This is a genomic window from Kocuria sp. cx-455 (assembly GCF_057707085.1).
The window spans coordinates 142,385-157,233 of the sequence record NZ_JBYIPM010000005.1; the positions used below are offsets into that span (position 1 = coordinate 142,385).

The 14,849-nt window shown below is 64.2% G+C and carries 12 protein-coding genes; 8 read left to right on the top strand and 4 right to left on the bottom strand.

Features of this window, described 5'->3' with window-relative positions; genetic code table 11:
• Window positions 1-122 precede the first annotated feature (122 nt).
• Window positions 123-1,709 (bottom strand): cation:proton antiporter domain-containing protein, encoded by a 1,587-nt coding sequence (locus AC3ENJ_RS09090; protein ID WP_190807016.1) that lies wholly within the window; start codon window positions 1,707-1,709, stop codon window positions 123-125.
• Between the two features lie 48 nt (window positions 1,710-1,757).
• The gene (locus AC3ENJ_RS09095) at window positions 1,758-2,237 is read right to left on the bottom strand and encodes a LapA family protein (RefSeq protein WP_431813799.1); all 480 of its coding nucleotides are present in this window, start codon (window positions 2,235-2,237) and stop codon (window positions 1,758-1,760) included.
• Between the two features lie 315 nt (window positions 2,238-2,552).
• Here AC3ENJ_RS09095 and AC3ENJ_RS09100 point away from each other — a divergent pair, with 315 nt between their 5' ends.
• The 3 genes from AC3ENJ_RS09100 to AC3ENJ_RS09110 all read left to right on the top strand — a co-directional run bounded on the left by AC3ENJ_RS09100 (window position 2,553) and on the right by AC3ENJ_RS09110 (window position 7,045).
• Window positions 2,553-4,340, top strand: coding sequence for an ABC transporter family substrate-binding protein (locus AC3ENJ_RS09100; RefSeq protein WP_431813800.1), 1,788 nt, complete (start codon window positions 2,553-2,555; stop codon window positions 4,338-4,340).
• Between the two features lie 111 nt (window positions 4,341-4,451).
• Entirely contained in the window at window positions 4,452-5,987 is a 1,536-nt protein-coding gene (locus tag AC3ENJ_RS09105; protein ID WP_431813801.1) for an ABC transporter permease, read from the top strand.
• Entirely contained in the window at window positions 5,984-7,045 is a 1,062-nt protein-coding gene (locus AC3ENJ_RS09110) for an ABC transporter permease (protein WP_190807017.1), read from the top strand. Before AC3ENJ_RS09105 ends, AC3ENJ_RS09110 begins: the two co-directional genes overlap by 4 nt.
• A gap of 29 nt (window positions 7,046-7,074) precedes the next feature.
• On the opposite strand, the gene AC3ENJ_RS09115 is transcribed toward AC3ENJ_RS09110, so the two are convergent.
• On the bottom strand, window positions 7,075-7,716 hold the full coding sequence (locus tag AC3ENJ_RS09115) for a PH domain-containing protein (protein WP_190781529.1): 642 nt from the start codon (window positions 7,714-7,716) through the stop codon (window positions 7,075-7,077).
• Between the two features lie 71 nt (window positions 7,717-7,787).
• Here AC3ENJ_RS09115 and AC3ENJ_RS09120 point away from each other — a divergent pair, with 71 nt between their 5' ends.
• Both AC3ENJ_RS09120 and AC3ENJ_RS09125 read left to right on the top strand, forming a co-directional pair.
• Window positions 7,788-9,896 carry an ABC transporter ATP-binding protein gene (locus AC3ENJ_RS09120; RefSeq protein ID WP_431813802.1) on the top strand — a complete coding sequence of 703 codons (2,109 nt, stop codon included), beginning with the start codon at window positions 7,788-7,790 and terminating at the stop codon, window positions 9,894-9,896.
• A gap of 103 nt (window positions 9,897-9,999) precedes the next feature.
• Window positions 10,000-10,698 (top strand): maleylpyruvate isomerase family mycothiol-dependent enzyme, encoded by a 699-nt coding sequence (locus AC3ENJ_RS09125; protein ID WP_431813803.1) that lies wholly within the window; start codon window positions 10,000-10,002, stop codon window positions 10,696-10,698.
• Between the two features lie 79 nt (window positions 10,699-10,777).
• On the opposite strand, the gene AC3ENJ_RS09130 is transcribed toward AC3ENJ_RS09125, so the two are convergent.
• The gene (locus AC3ENJ_RS09130; protein WP_431813804.1) at window positions 10,778-11,338 is read right to left on the bottom strand and encodes a hypothetical protein; all 561 of its coding nucleotides are present in this window, start codon (window positions 11,336-11,338) and stop codon (window positions 10,778-10,780) included.
• Between the two features lie 104 nt (window positions 11,339-11,442).
• Between AC3ENJ_RS09130 and gatC the strand changes: the two genes are divergently transcribed.
• Genes gatC through gatB form a run of 3 tightly spaced genes read left to right on the top strand, consistent with a single transcriptional unit; the run spans window position 11,443 to window position 14,848 of the window.
• The gene (gatC, locus tag AC3ENJ_RS09135; protein ID WP_190807018.1) at window positions 11,443-11,739 is read left to right on the top strand and encodes an Asp-tRNA(Asn)/Glu-tRNA(Gln) amidotransferase subunit GatC; all 297 of its coding nucleotides are present in this window, start codon (window positions 11,443-11,445) and stop codon (window positions 11,737-11,739) included.
• A 2-nt stretch (window positions 11,740-11,741) separates the two neighbouring features.
• A complete protein-coding gene (gene gatA / locus AC3ENJ_RS09140; protein WP_190781532.1) occupies window positions 11,742-13,343 on the top strand; it encodes an Asp-tRNA(Asn)/Glu-tRNA(Gln) amidotransferase subunit GatA in 1,602 nt (533 codons plus the stop codon).
• Window positions 13,343-14,848, top strand: coding sequence for an Asp-tRNA(Asn)/Glu-tRNA(Gln) amidotransferase subunit GatB (gatB, locus tag AC3ENJ_RS09145; protein ID WP_431813805.1), 1,506 nt, complete (start codon window positions 13,343-13,345; stop codon window positions 14,846-14,848). The genes gatA and gatB overlap by 1 nt, the downstream gene beginning before the upstream one ends.
• The last annotated feature ends 1 nt before the right edge of the window (window position 14,849 follow it).

A 14,849-nucleotide genomic window follows, 5' to 3' on the forward strand; every position in this document is an offset into this window, starting at 1 on the left:
GTTTGACGGTCACTGGACTGCCTTCCAGCCTACCCCGTGGCCGTCACCACACCCGGACGGTTTCACGCATCCCGGTTCCCCGGAGCCGGTCCATCGGGTCCATTGATCACGTGGGCCGCAGTTCAGCTCTCCGGGTACTCCAAGTCCTCCTGGGCCTCCACGGCCAGGGCCAGTCCCGCACCGGAATACAGGTTGATCACGGTGTTCACGCCGAGCTTCTCCAGCTCCGAGACCTGATCCTCGTACTGGGCCACGGCGGCCACGCGTCCCGCGAAATCGGAGTGGTGCAGTTCCTTGAGTGCGGAAAGATTTGCGTCATGGAATGGCATCGCGAGCACGGCGATTTTCACGTGCCCCGTGGCCGAGATCCGGTCCCACACGTCCGCGTCCGTGGCGTCCGCGTTTTCGACGTCGTAGCCCCGCCCCCACAGGTGATGCGCCCGCAAGGGGTCGATCTCCAGGCCGACCACTTTGTGCGAGGTCGCGGCGGTGAACTCGTCATAGGTGGCGGTGCCCACCCGGCCCATCCCCATGACCAGGACATCCGCGCGGGTGAGATCCAGCGGCCTGTCTTCCGGGTGGAGTTTGTCCTGGGGTGCCTCGGGAACGGCGCGCAGCAGCGCGGTGGTGACGATGCTGCCGCGGCGGTTGAGCACGGTGGACACCACGAAGCTGAGCGCCACGGCGCAGGCGAGCATGACCAGCCAGTCATCGTCAAGTTGCCCGGAGACCACGGCGGTGGAGCCCACGATGAGCGCGAACTCCGAATAGTTGGCCAGGGCCAGGGCCCCGCGCACGGCCGTGCGGCGTCGTAATCCGCACAGGGTGAGCGCGGCGGCCATGGCCGCCGATTGCATGGGGATCAACAGGCACAGGATCACGGCCATGACGAGCATTTCCACGCTGGGTAACCCGTAGAAACCGATGCTCACGAAGAAGCCCACGAGTAAGAGGTCCTTAACCGTGAGAATGGATTTGGCGAGGTCACGTGCCAGGGGGTGTGAAGCCAGGAGCACACCGACCAGCAGGGCACCCAAGTCACCCTTGAGCCCCGTGGCCGTGAAGGCCCACCATCCGGGGACCAACGCCATGACCACCCCGAACAGGGCCAGCAGCTCGCCGTGCCCCAGCCGGGACCACAACACTCGCGCGAGCCTGGTGACGGGCCACAGCAATGCGAGCACGAGAATCGCCCAGGGGGAGGGGAGATGACCGCCGGAGATGGTCAGGTACAGCACCGCGGCAATGTCCTGAAGGACAAGGATGCCCACGGCCACTCGCCCGTACAAGGAGTTGGACTCGCCGCGCTCATCCAAGATCTTCACGACCAACACGGTGGACGAGAAGGACAGTGCAAAGGCCACCAGGAAGACGGTTCCCGGTGATTCACCGGCCAATTCGAGGCCCACCAGCATCATGAGCCACAGCATCAACGCACCGCCCACGGCGCTGACGGCCATGTGAATGGTGCCCGCCGCCCACACCTCTTTGCCGAGCAGGGTCCGCAGATCCAGCTTCAACCCGATTCCGAACAGCAGGAGCGTCACGCCCAACTCGGACAGCAGTTCCAACTCGTCCAGGCGCTCCACGCCCAGTCCGTTGAGCAAGAACCCCGCTGCCAGAAAGCCCAGCAGCGGGGGCAGCCGAATCACATGCGCGAACGCGCCCAGCCCCATGACCACCACCAAGTAGACGGCCACGGTGGTCATGGCTCAGCCTGTTTCAACGGTGGCGCGCAGCGGGGGCGTCATGACTCGTTACCGGTTGAGCGTGTCTTGAATTCGCGCGCGTTCCTTTTCAAGTTTGCGGACGCGATGACTCAGCGTGAGCATGCGCACCGATCCCACGAGCGCCATGACCAAAGCGCCGGCCACGGCTGAGAGCAGCATCGCCACACCCAGCGGCAGGCTGAACTGCCACGCCATGTACTCGAATCTCGTGGACACGTTGTTCTGAATGATGAAGATCAGGAGCAGGATCAAGATGATCACGCCCAGGATCAGTGCCGCCCACACAATGCCGGACACACCGCGCTTCGTGGGCCCGTCCAGCGTGGGGTCTGTGGCCCGCGCCGTCCGCGTGTTCTGTCGTTCGTTCCGCGTTGCTGCCACCGACGACGCCGCGCGGTCGCGCGCATCATGGCGGTCGCCGGGGTACCCGGCTCCGGTTTCATAGGAGGCACCGGAGTCCGCTGGTTCAGGGCGAGGTTGTACGGGTTCCTGCGGGTGCTGAGTCATGACGATTCCTCCGGGTCGGTATTACCTCTTGTGAACAGCGTAGTCACACCGACAGTTGAGCGGGATAGCTGCCGTGGCCGGAACCGGGATCGTCTGTATCGGCGGCCAGAAGTTTCCGGTTTGTGACCTTTGGGTAACGAATGCCGCTTATTCGTTGAACACGGTCGCGGATGCCACGTGTTCGCGGTGAACGAGCGGTAACCTATCAATCATTGTGAGGTGAAACACACCTCGCGCTCGCCCTTATCAACTCGCGGGTGGAAGCACACCGTGGTGCGCCACCGATCGTGAACACCACATCAGGAGAGATACGTCATGGGAAAGTACACCTTTAAAGGCAAGGCAGCCGTCTCAGTTGCCGCCATTGCCGCTTTGGCACTGACCGGCTGCGCGAACGTCGGCGGCGGTGGCGGCGGAGAAGAAACCGGCGGGGGTGACAACGGCGGCGGGCAAGAGGGCGGCGTGCTCACCATTGCAGAGACCAATGCGTTCACCGGTGCCAACCCGGCGTACACCAAGGCCAATCTGGACATCAACGGCAAGGTGGCCACGGGTACCCGCGAGGGTTTCATCTACGTGAATCCGTCCCAGGAAATCCAGCGCAATGAAGGCTTCGGCACTTTCGAGAAGACCTCTGATGATCCTCTCACCGTGGAATACACCCTGAACGATCCCCAATGGTCCGACGGCAACAAGATCGACAAGGCCGACGTGATGCTCTGGTGGGCCACCAGTTCCGGCTACTACGACGACGGCGATGCGGAAGCCAAGACCGGCAAAGACTACTTCACCATCGCGGGGTCCACGGACATTCTGGGCCACACCGACATTCCGGAGTTCTCCGAGGACGGCAAGTCCTTCACCCTCACGTACGACGAACCCCAGGCCGACTGGGAGATCGCCCTGGATCAGGACTATCTGCACCCCGCTCACGTGGTTGCCGAAGAGGCCGGTATGACCGAGGACGAGCTGCTCACAGTGCTGGAGGACTCGCCCGAGGGAGATCCGGAAAGCCCCAAGGAGAATGCCGACCTTGCCAAGATCGGCAAGGCGTGGGACACCGCCTTCAACTTCACCGCGACTCCCGAGAACGACAAGCTGCTCCTGTCCAATGGCCCCTACAAGATTCAGGACATTGTGGAGAACAGCTCCTTGACGATGGTCAAGAACGACCAGTACAACGGTGAGCACGAAGGCAAGTTGGATGAGATCACCGTGCGCTTCATTGGTGACTCCACCGCACAGATCCAGGCCTTGCGCAACGGTGAGGTCGACATCATGGCACCGGTGAGCGTCAACAAGGACACCATTGACCAGGTGAAGGAAATTGACTCCGTCAACGTGCTGCAGGGCCAGGACCTGTCCTACGACCATGTGGATCTTAATTTTGGAACCGAAACCTTCAAGGACAAGAACGTCCGAGAGGCTTTCCTGAAGACCATCCCGCGCCAGCAAATCGTTGATCAGCTGATCAAGCCCGTCACCGACGACGCGTCCGTTTTGAATTCCCAAATGTACGTCTCCAGCCAGGGCGAACCGTACGAGAAGGCCACGGAGACCAACGAAGCGGAGACCCTTTACGGTGAGGTCGATATCGAGGGCGCCAAGCAGCTGCTCGGCGGTAAGACCCCGACCGTTCGCATCCTGTACAACAACGAGAACCCCGCGCGCGTCGACTCGTTCCAGTTGATCAAGGAGTCCGCCGAGAAGGCCGGCTTCAAGGTCGAGGACCTGGGCGACCCGAGCTGGTCCGAGAAGCTGCCCGACGGTGACTACGAGGCGTCGCTGTTCGGCTGGGTGTCCCCGGGCGTGGGCACCGAGGTGCTGTCCCAGATCTTCAAGACCGGTGGCGGCGGTAACTACAACGACTACTCCAACGCCGACGTGGACAAGCTCGTGGACGAGGCCCGCTCCAACCTGGACAACGATTCCCGCGTGGATCAAATGGTCGAGATCGACAAGCACACCTTCGAGGACGCCTACGGCCTGCCGTTGTTCCAGAACCCGGGCTTCTTCGGCGTATCCGAGGACATCGAAGGCGTGGAATACCAGCCCAACCAGGACGGGGCCTTCTGGAACCTCTGGGAGTGGTCGCGTAAGTAGTGGTGATTCGCTCACTCGCATGAGTTGAATCCGCCCGCACGGGTACGCTGCGCGGGCTCGGACAACCGGGCCCGCACAGCCGCCGTGACTACGCACTCTCAAGGCAGCGACATGATTTCTTACATTCTTCGCCGGCTCATCACAGCCGTTCTGATTCTTCTGGGCGCCTCGTTCATCGTGTACATCATGACCGCGGCGTCGGGGGACCCACTCTGGGACCTCTATGGACATCCCAACGCGGCCCAACTGATTCCGGACCGTATCGACTCACTGAACCTCGACCAGCCGCCCATTTTGCGGTACTTCACGTGGCTCGGCGGTGCGCTGGGCTGCTTGGTTCCGTTCTCGGACATGTGTAGTCTGGGCGTCACGCGGGACGGTTTGGAAGTCACCCAGCTTCTGCTGTTCGCCATGGGCCAGACCATCATGCTGGTGACCGCGGGAACCATCCTGGCTATCGTCATCGGCATCACGCTGGGCATTGTGTCCGCGCTGCGCCAGTACTCCGGTTTGGACTACGGCGTCACCTTCTTCACGTTCCTGTGCTTCTCACTTCCCAGCTTCTGGTTGGCGGTGCTGCTCAAAGAAATTGTGGCGATATCGTTCAACGACTTCCTACAGGACCCGGTCATGTCCGTCGGCACCATTCTGGCCATTGGTGTGGTGGCCGGGTTCATCTGGTACCTCGTGTCCTTCGGGCGCATGAAGACCCGTATCCTCATGGGTGTCCTGGGCTTCCTGGTGACCTCGGGCATCGTGTATTTCGTTCTGGCAACCAACTGGTTGACGGCCCCGTTCCTGGGAATCCCGCTCATCCTGCTGACCGGCGTTCTGGTGGCCGTGATCGCCACCATCCTGATTTCGGGGCTGCGTAATAAGCGGGCGCTGTACTCGGGCTTGGCCACGGTCCTCGTGGGCCTGATCGTCTACTTCCCTGTACAGAGCTTCTTCCGAGGAGCCGGCCTGTGGACCGTGATCATCCTGTGCCTCGTCATGATCGTCATCGGCGCGGCCATTGGTTACTTTGCCGGCGGCTATGACCGTGGGCAAGGCATGCGAGTGGCCGGGATCACCGGATTCTTCGTGGCGCTACTGATCATCTTGGACCGCTTCATGCAGTCCTGGCCGGACTACTTGGACTCCGGACGCATCCGTGGCCGACCCATTGCGACGGCCAGTGCATCCACCCCGGGTCTGACCGGTGATTTCTGGATCATGGGCATCGACCGCTTCACACACCTTTTGCTGCCGACCATTGCTCTCACGTTGCTGGCGTTGGCGTCCTACTCCCGGTACTCGCGAGCATCCATGCTCGAGATCATGGGTCAGGATTACATACGTACGGCTCGAGCCAAGGGCCTGTCCGAACGCACGGTGGTCATGCGGCACGCTTTCCGTAACGCGTTGATCCCACTGGCCACGCTGGTGGCCTACGACATCGGAGCTCTCATTGGCGGGGCCATCATCACCGAGTCAGTCTTCGCATTCACCGGTATGGGTCAATTGTTCGTCACTGCGGTGCGCAACGTGGATCCCAACCCCGTGATGGGCGTCTTCTTGATCACGGGCATTGTGGCAATGGTGTTCAACCTCATTGCCGATCTCGTGTACTCCGTTCTCGACCCGCGCGTGAGGGTGAAAGCATGAGCCAGCAAGAACCAATCAACGTCAAGGAACCGGTGGACCCCGCCGTCGCCAGGGCTGAGGACGTCCAGGGGAAGAGCCAAGGACAGCTGGTTCGCCAGCGATTCTTCGGCAACACCGGAGCGGTCATCTCTTTGATCGTCCTCATCTTCATCGTGCTGTTGTCGGTGACCTCCATTGGCGTGGGTCCCCTCCCGGGCTGGTGGAAATGGGACCCGGATGCCACGGGAACGCTGGTGGACAGTGGCCGCCCCACGTTGTCGTTGCTGCCTCCGGCGCTGGGAAACCATCCCTTCGGCCAGGACAACCTGGGCCGTGACCTGTTCGCCATGACCATGCAGGGAACGCAGTACTCCCTGATCGTCATGGTCGTGGTGGGTGTGATGGCAGGCCTCCTGGGCACCGTGATCGGTGGCCTGTCCGGCTACTTCCGCGGCTGGACCGAGGCCATCCTGATGCGCCTGACCGACGTGATCATCATTATTCCGCTGGTCATTCTCGCCGCACTGCTGGGTCGCTTGGCCATCTCCTACGTCCGTTCCACGGGCCTGCCGACAACCGCCACGGTCATTGCGCTGGGCCTGTTGATCGGTGCGGCGTCGTGGCCGCCGCTCGCGCGACTCGTTCGCGGCGAGTTCCTGTCATTACGCGAACGCGAGTTCGTCGACGCCGCTCGATTGGCCGGCGCTTCCAGCGGACGCATCATTTTCAAGCACATCCTGCCCAACACCGTGGGCGTGATCACCGTGAACATCACGCTGCTGATGTCCTCGGCGATCCTGCTGGAAACCGCGCTGTCCTATCTGGGTCTCGGTATCCAGGCACCGGACTGGTCCTTGGGGCGCCTCATCAGTGAGAATCAGACGGCCTTTGCCACCCGTCCCTGGTTGTTCTGGTGGCCCGGTGTGTTCATCGTGACCATTGCGTTGACCATCAACTTCATTGGTGACGGTCTGCGCGACGCGTTCGACCCGCGCCAACGCAAGTTCAATCCCAAGAAGGCTCGCGATGGCCGCGAACACCGCACCGAGCGCGGTGCCGACAACCGGACCGCCCGGTGAGTTGGGTATCGGCGGGTGCCTCGTGGGGGTCAGGCTGTGACGAACAGCGTGACGCCCACGGCGGCCACCGCCAGAGTCACCGCGAGCGGGGCGGGAACGTAGGCAACGCGCACCGGCTCCAGAGCGGCATCGTCCCGGGTGAAGACATCCAACTCGCCGGTGTCGATCTTGCGCTGCCACAGCGTGCGGATGTCATTGGCGGCAGCGCCGGAGCGTGTGCCGGCCAGGTCGCCGGTGCGCACGGCACCCTCCGTGCGGGCCAGCGGATGCGCCCGCGACACGCCCTGGGGTCCGCTGCGCAACGCGGACCCCGGCCCGGCGGCGGGCAGGGCGAAGCACGAATGGGAACCAGCCTCGGTGACCACGGTGACCGTGAAACGAGTCCGCACTTCGATGATGTGTGCCCACGGAATGTCCACGGTGCGCAGGGGGTTGATGATTCGCACACCGTGGCCGTGGATTTCCAGGCGGGGGCGCCAGTACAGCGCGTACCCCAGACCTGCCAGGCCGACACCGAAGCACACGCTCGCCACGGAGAGCCACGCGTTCTGGCTCCACCCCGCCGCAGCCACGACCATGCCCAGGAGCACCAGGAAACCGGTGAGCCACGGGGCGGACGCGGCCCGATACACGCGTGGGGAATCAGCGGGGGATTTCTGGTCCTGGGGCATGACCCTCATGCTATGCATCCTCACCCCGCAGCCCACGCACACCACGTTTCAGACACGATGGAGCACACACGATGAGCACCTCGCATTCCGCCCCCGGCCAGCCCGAGGGCACCCCCGAGAACAACGGATCGTCTCAGCACGCCGCGTCCGGTGACGCGCCCTGGAACAACGACGCCGCTAGCGAACCGGAAAGCCGCCGCGAGCGTCGATCGCGGCGCGGCAGTATCGGCAAGCGCGGCAACCGATCAACCGAGGACCCCGGTTCTCGGGACGTCACCGACCGTCCGTCTCGTCGCTCGCGGAGCCCGCGCCGTGTGGAGCGCGGTGAACCGGTCCTGATGGTGGAAGGGCTCTCGGTGGACTTCGGTGTGGACAAGGACTGGGTCCCGGCCGCGATCGACTTGAACTACCAGGTGGCCGCCGGTGAGGTGCTGGCCATTGTGGGCGAGTCCGGTTCGGGCAAGTCCGCGAGCTCCATGTCCATCCTGGGACTACTGCCCTCCAACGCCCGGGTCAGCGGCTCGGCGAAATTGGCCGGTGAGCAATTGATCGGGCTGCAGGGCGCGGCACTGCGCCGCGTACGCGGTGAAGAGATCGCGGTGATTTTCCAGGAACCCATGACCGCGCTCAACCCGGTGTACACCGTGGGCCAGCAAATCGTGGAAACCATTCGTCTGCACCGGGACCTGTCACCCTCCCAGGCCGCCGAGCGCGCCAAAGAGATGCTGACCATGGTGGAGCTTCCGGACCCGGAGAAGGCATTCCGCTCCTATCCGCACCAGCTGTCCGGCGGTCAGCGTCAGCGCGCCATGATTGCTCAGTCACTGTCCTGCGATCCCAAGTTGCTGATTGCCGATGAGCCCACCACGGCCCTGGACGTCACCGTGCAGGCCGAGATCCTGGACCTGATCCGGAACCTCAAGGACAAATTGCATTCGGCCGTCATTTTGATCACCCACGACATGGGCGTGGTGGCGGACCTCGCGGACCGCATCGCCGTGATGGAGAAAGGCCGGATCGTCGAACAGGGCCCCGCCGAGCAGATCTTCTCCCAGCCTGAGCACCCCTACACCAAGACCTTGCTGGAATCGGTGCCCCACCTGGGTGAGGGCGGCGAGACCGGCGAGTCCGTGGACATGGTGGCCGTGCTGGAACGCGAGGTCGAGGCGGAGGAACGCGAGGCGGCGGCGTCGTCCATCGACCAGGAAACCGCGGCGCGCGAGGAGGCCCCGGTGGGAACCGAAGGATCGACAGCGGCGACCGCGACCGACCGTCCCACACTGCCCACGGATGCGGCACGCACCCCGCGACACACGGAACCCAGCGTGGACACCGCGGCGCTGCGCGTCACGGAACCCGTGCTGCAGCTGAAAAATGTGGCCATCGAATACCCGAAGCAAGGGCGCAACCCCGCGTTCCGAGCCGTCGAGGACGTGAGTCTGACCGTGGCCGCGGGAGAGGTACTGGGCTTGGTGGGGGAGTCCGGCTCGGGTAAGACGACCATCGGGCGCGCCGCCGTGGGGCTGCTACCCGTGGTCGAGGGCTCGCTGATTGTGGACGGGCAAGAACTCAGTCGTGCGTCCCGGAAAGAACTCAACCGCGTGCGAAAGGACGTGGGCATGGTGTTCCAGGACCCCTCGTCATCGCTGAACCCACGACTGCCGATCGGTGAATCCATTGGTGAGCCCATGTTTTTGGCCGGAATGGCCAAGGGGCAGCAGTTGCAGCACCGGATCGAACAGCTGCTGGACCAGGTGCGGTTGCCGCGCAACTATCGCAACCGTTACCCGCACGAACTCTCGGGTGGGCAGAAACAGCGCGTGGGTATTGCCCGGGCGCTGTCGCTGAAGCCCAAGCTACTCGTCGCGGACGAGCCGACCTCGGCCTTGGACGTGTCCGTGCAGGCCACGGTGTTGGACCTGTTCGAGGAACTGCAGGCCGAAATGGGCTTCGCGTGCTTGTTCGTGACCCACGATCTCGCCGTGATCGACCGGCTCGCGGACCGCATCGTGGTCATGCAGCACGGCCGGATCGTGGAGCAGGGACAGCGCGAAGTGGTCCTGCGCAAGCCCGAGCAGGATTACACCAAGCGATTGCTGGCCGCCGTGCCGGTGCCGGACCCGGACACCCAACGCGCGCGCCGTGAGCTGCGGCAGAAAATGAAGCTCGGCGCGTCCTAGGGTTATGCAGGTCATGGCTCGGGAACGTATTTGGACGAAATCAGTATGTGTCATCGGCGGTCACCTGTGCCGGCTGTCACAAGAGATTTACTAGGCTGGAGACATGATTAATCCCGCACGCCTGACCTCAGACCTTTCCCGCTTGCGTCGTGAAACCGACATGTTCCTGGCGACCATCGAGTCGCTGGCCGATCGCGAGATGACCGAACCCACCCTGTGCGAGGGCTGGGATCGTGCGCACGTGATTGCTCACCTCGCATCCAACGGCAAGGCGCTGGTCAAGCTCATCGACTGGGCCGTGACCGGCGAACCGCAGCAGCCCTACGAATCCCAAGAAGCCCGTGACCGCGAGATCGACGAGCTGGCAGCCCTCCCCAGGGAAGAGCTCATTCAGAAGGTCCGTGACAGCGCGGACTACTTCGAGGAGCAGTGCGAACGTCTCAAGGGCGCAATCACCACCGAGGAACTGGATTTGCACGGCAAGCCCGTTCCCGCCACGTCCATCCCGGCCGTGCGCGTGGCCGAGGTGGTGGTGCACCACCACGACCTGGACACCACCTGGACCATTGAAGAGGCGGACCCGGACTCGCTGCTCAACGCGGTCGAAGCCGCGGTGCGCACCATGCGCGCCAAGAACGCACCGGGGATGACCCTGCGCACCGAGGAGCGCGACGAATGGGTCATCGGCGACGGCGGCCAGGAGATCACCTCGGACCGCGAGGGCATGCTCGCGTGGTTGGCTCGAGGAGACGACGAGAACGTCGAATCCCAGGGCGCATTGCCCGAGCTGCCCAAGTGGTAAACCGCTGAGTCGCTGCCGACTCAGCGAAAACCGCCGCCGTGCACGTTGCACGGCGGCGGTTTTGCGTAGGCGGAACTGTCTAGTGGCGCACGCTGAACAGCCACGGATCCCAGCGGCGGTCGGTGTGCGGATCCCCGAAGTTCACGAAGGTCTTGCCCTTGGACTCCACGGTCTCGTACTCCTGCACAACTTCCAGGCTCAAGCGCTCGCGGTGTTCCACCTCCACGATCACGGCTCTGGCCCCGGAACGGTCGGGCAAGGTTGCGGGATAGGCCAACGCGGCGACCAACAGGTCGGGAGCTTTGGCCGCGGTCATAGCGCGGAGTTCCTCCAGAACGTCATCCGGGTGCCGGTCCGCGGTTTCCGCGGGGTCCAGGGAATTCAACTCGAACTCGCCGTCCTTGGAACCGGTGACCACGAACACGGGGAAGGCGCCGAACTGCAACACCTGATCCTCCACCACGGTCTGCACGTGGGTCAGTGCGGTGTCCACGGCCTCGACGGCGCCGTCGGAAACCCACTGCCGCCACGCGTTGTCGTGATCGGACTGGGCCCTGGCCGCCTCGGCGCGGGACAGGCGGGGCTTCTTGGAGGGGCCACCGGGGTGACGTTTGGGCGGGCGGGCGGAGGATCGAGCCACGAGTTGGGACCCCTTAGAGAGATAGGTGAAAGTCGAGCGTTCTGAGTCAAGCCTAGGCGCTCGCTAGACTGGATCGGAATCACTAGCGAATACCAGGAGCATGCATGTCTGCGATTAATCGCGAGCAGGTGGCCCACCTGGCCGAGCTCGCGCACATCGAGATGACCGAGGAAGAACTCGCGCGCGTTGCCGGCGAGCTCGACCTCATTGTCTCGTCCGTGGCCTCTGTCAGCGAAGCGGCCGGACCTGACGTTCCTGCAACCAGCCACCCGCTGCCGTTGCAGAACGTTTTCCGTGAGGACGTGGTGGGGGAGACCCTCACCCAGGAAGAGGCCCTCTCCAACGCACCCGACAGCCAGGACGGCAAGTTCCGTGTGCCCGCAATTCTGGATGGGGAGTGAGCATGAGCGAACGCATCGTAGAACTTTCCGCCGCGGATCTGGCGGCCAGGCTGGCCTCGGGGGACGTATCGTCCGTTGACGCCGTCAACGCTCACTTCGAGCAGATCGACGCCACCGAGGGCCACGCCGTGGAACCGGAGGATCGCCACCAGGGCACCGACGGACTCAATGCTTTCTTGCATCGCAACCGCGAGGGCGCCCTGCAGGTTGCGAGGGAGGTGGACCAGGCACGCGCCAACGGTGAGCAGCTGCACGAGCTCGCCGGTGTACCCATTGCGGTCAAGGACCTGATCGTGACCAAGGGCCAGCCCACTACCGCCGCATCCCGGATGCTCGAGGGCTGGATGAGTCCGTACGACGCCACCGTGACCAAGAAGTTGCGGGCCGCCAAGATGCCCCTTCTGGGCAAGACCAACCTGGACGAGTTCGCCATGGGATCCTCAACGGAGCACTCGGCGTTCGGGCCCACGCGTAACCCGTGGGATCTCAACCGGATCCCGGGCGGTTCCGGTGGCGGTTCCGCCGCTGCGGTGTCCGCGTTCCAGGCGCCCCTGGCACTCGGCACGGACACGGGTGGTTCCATCCGCCAGCCCGCCGCGGTCACCGGCACCGTGGGCGTCAAGCCCACGTACGGTTCGGTGTCCCGATACGGCGTGATCGCCATGGCGTCCTCCCTGGACCAGGTGGGCCCGTGCTCGCGCACCGTGCTGGACTCGGCGCTGTTGCACGAGGTCATTGCGGGCCACGACCCGCAGGACTCCACCTCCCTGACCGACCCGGTGGGTTCCTTAGCGGCGGCGGCCCGCCAGGGTGCCGAGGACGGCGGGCTCAAGGGCCTGCGCGTGGGCGTGGTCAAACAGCTCACCGGCGAGGGGTTCCAGGCCGGCGTGCAGCAGCGTTTCAATGAGGCAGTGGAGCTGTTGCAGTCGGCCGGTGCCGAGGTCGTGGAGGTCGAGACCCCCAACTTCGAGTACGCGCTGGGTGCCTATTACCTGATCATGTCCTCCGAGGTCTCCTCGAACCTCGCCAAGTACGACGGCGTTCGGTTCGGTCTGCGCGTTGTCCCCGAGGGCAATCCCACGATCGAGCGCGTCATGGGAGCATCCCGCGCCGCCGGGTTCGGCGCTGAGGTCAAGCGCCGCATCATCCTGGGAACGTACGCGCTGTCCGCCGGTTACTACGACGCCTACTACGGCTCGGCCCAGCAGGTGCGCACCCTGGTGCAGCGCGACTTCAACGCCGCGTTCGAAAAGGTGGACGTGTTGATCTCGCCCACCGCTCCCACCACCGCCTTCACCATCGGCGGCGTGGACGAGTCGGCGGATCCCATGCAGATGTACCTCAACGACATCGCCACCATCCCCACCAACCTGGCGGGCATCCCCGCCATCTCGCTCCCGGGCGGCCTGGCTCCCGAGGACGATTTGCCGGTGGGTATCCAGTTCATGGCCCCGGCCCGGGAGGACGCACGCGTCTACCGTGCCGGTGCGGGTCTTGAACGACTGCTCGAGGAGAAGTGGGGCGGTCCCGTGTGGGCGTCTCGCAACGACGTCGCCACTACCGTTCGTGACTTTGCGGCCGGTGCCGCGCTGGGAGGCAAATAATGAGCGAGGACGTGCTGTCCTTCGAAGAGGCCATGGAGCGCTTCGATCCCGTCCTGGGTTTCGAGGTGCACGTGGAGTTGAACACCAACACCAAGATGTTCGACGCCGCCCCCAACACGTTTGGCGATGACCCCAACACCAACATCACCCCGGTGTCCCTGGGCCTGCCCGGCGTGTTGCCCGTGATCAACGGCAAGGCCGTGGAATCCGCGATCAAACTGGGGCTGGCACTGAACTGTTCCATTGCGCCGAAGTGCCACTTCGCTCGGAAGAACTACTTCTACCCGGATACGCCCAAAAATTTCCAGACTTCGCAGTACGACGAGCCGATTGCCTTCGACGGTCAGCTGGATCTCGAGCTCGAGGACGGCACACCGTTCAGCATTGAGATCGAGCGGGCCCACATGGAGGAGGACGCCGGCAAGCTGACCCACGTGGGCGGCGCAACCGGTCGCATCCAGGGTGCGTCCCACTCGCTGGTGGACTACAACCGTTCGGGTGTGCCGCTCATTGAGATCGTGACCAAGCCCATCGTGGGTGCCGGTTCGCGCGCTCCGGAGCTGGCCCGCGTGTACGTGGCGGCCATTCGCGAGATCGTGAAGAACTTGGGTATCTCCGACGCCCGCATGGAGCGCGGCAACGTGCGTTGCGACGCGAACGTCTCCCTGATGCCCAAGGGCGCAACGGTGTTCGGTACGCGCTCGGAGACCAAGAACGTCAACTCGCTGCGCGCCGTCGAACGCGCGGTGCGTTTCGAAATCCAGCGCCACGCCGCCGTGCTGTCGGCCGGTGAGAAGATCGTTCAGGAAACCCGTCACTGGCACGAGGACACCCGGTCCACCACGTCCGGGCGCCCCAAGTCCGACGCCGACGACTACCGCTACTTCCCCGAACCGGACCTGGTCCCCGTGGTCACCACGCAGGCCTGGATCGAGGAACTGCGTGCCACGCTGCCCGAACCGCCGGCCCAGCGCCGCAAGCGTCTGAAGAACGACTGGGGCTACTCGGACGAGGAGTTCCGGGACGTCGTCAACGCCGGTGTCATGGACGAAATCGAGCAGACTATTGCTGCCGGCGCGTCCGCCGCCGTGGCCCGCAAGTGGTGGATGGGTGAGATCGCCCGTCTGGCCAAGCAAGCGGAGGTCGAAATCGTGGACCTGCCCGTGACCCCGGCCCACGTGGTCGAGGTCAACGCCCTGATCGACGAGGGCAAGATCAACGACAAGCTGGCCAAGAAGGTCATTGGTTTCGTGGTCGAGAGCGAGGGCTCCCCGTCCGAAATCGTCGAGGCCCGCGGCCTCGCGGTCGTTTCCGACGACGGTGCCCTGACGGCTGCCGTGGACGACGCCATGACCCAGTTGCCCGACGTGGTCGAAAAGATCAAGGGCGGCAAGGTTCAGGCGGTGGGTGCGCTCATCGGACCGGTCATGAAGGCCACCCGCGGGCAGGCAGACGCCGGCCGCGTGCGTCGGATCATCCTGGAGAGGCTGGGCGTGCAGGGCTGAG

What these genes read in the sequence shown, in the direction of transcription:
- AC3ENJ_RS09105 (WP_431813801.1), top strand. Translation starts at nt 4,452, where the DNA reads ATGATTTCTTACATTCTTCGCCGGCTCATCACAGCCGTTCTGATTCTT.
- gatA (WP_190781532.1), top strand. Translation starts at nt 11,742, where the DNA reads ATGAGCGAACGCATCGTAGAACTTTCCGCCGCGGATCTGGCGGCCAGG.
- AC3ENJ_RS09115 (WP_190781529.1), bottom strand. Translation starts at nt 7,716, where the DNA reads ATGCCCCAGGACCAGAAATCCCCCGCTGATTCCCCACGCGTGTATCGG.
- AC3ENJ_RS09110 (WP_190807017.1), top strand. Translation starts at nt 5,984, where the DNA reads ATGAGCCAGCAAGAACCAATCAACGTCAAGGAACCGGTGGACCCCGCC.
- AC3ENJ_RS09125 (WP_431813803.1), top strand. Translation starts at nt 10,000, where the DNA reads ATGATTAATCCCGCACGCCTGACCTCAGACCTTTCCCGCTTGCGTCGT.
- AC3ENJ_RS09100 (WP_431813800.1), top strand. Translation starts at nt 2,553, where the DNA reads ATGGGAAAGTACACCTTTAAAGGCAAGGCAGCCGTCTCAGTTGCCGCC.
- AC3ENJ_RS09095 (WP_431813799.1), bottom strand. Translation starts at nt 2,237, where the DNA reads ATGACTCAGCACCCGCAGGAACCCGTACAACCTCGCCCTGAACCAGCG.
- gatC (WP_190807018.1), top strand. Translation starts at nt 11,443, where the DNA reads ATGTCTGCGATTAATCGCGAGCAGGTGGCCCACCTGGCCGAGCTCGCG.
- AC3ENJ_RS09090 (WP_190807016.1), bottom strand. Translation starts at nt 1,709, where the DNA reads ATGACCACCGTGGCCGTCTACTTGGTGGTGGTCATGGGGCTGGGCGCG.
- gatB (WP_431813805.1), top strand. Translation starts at nt 13,343, where the DNA reads ATGAGCGAGGACGTGCTGTCCTTCGAAGAGGCCATGGAGCGCTTCGAT.
- AC3ENJ_RS09120 (WP_431813802.1), top strand. Translation starts at nt 7,788, where the DNA reads ATGAGCACCTCGCATTCCGCCCCCGGCCAGCCCGAGGGCACCCCCGAG.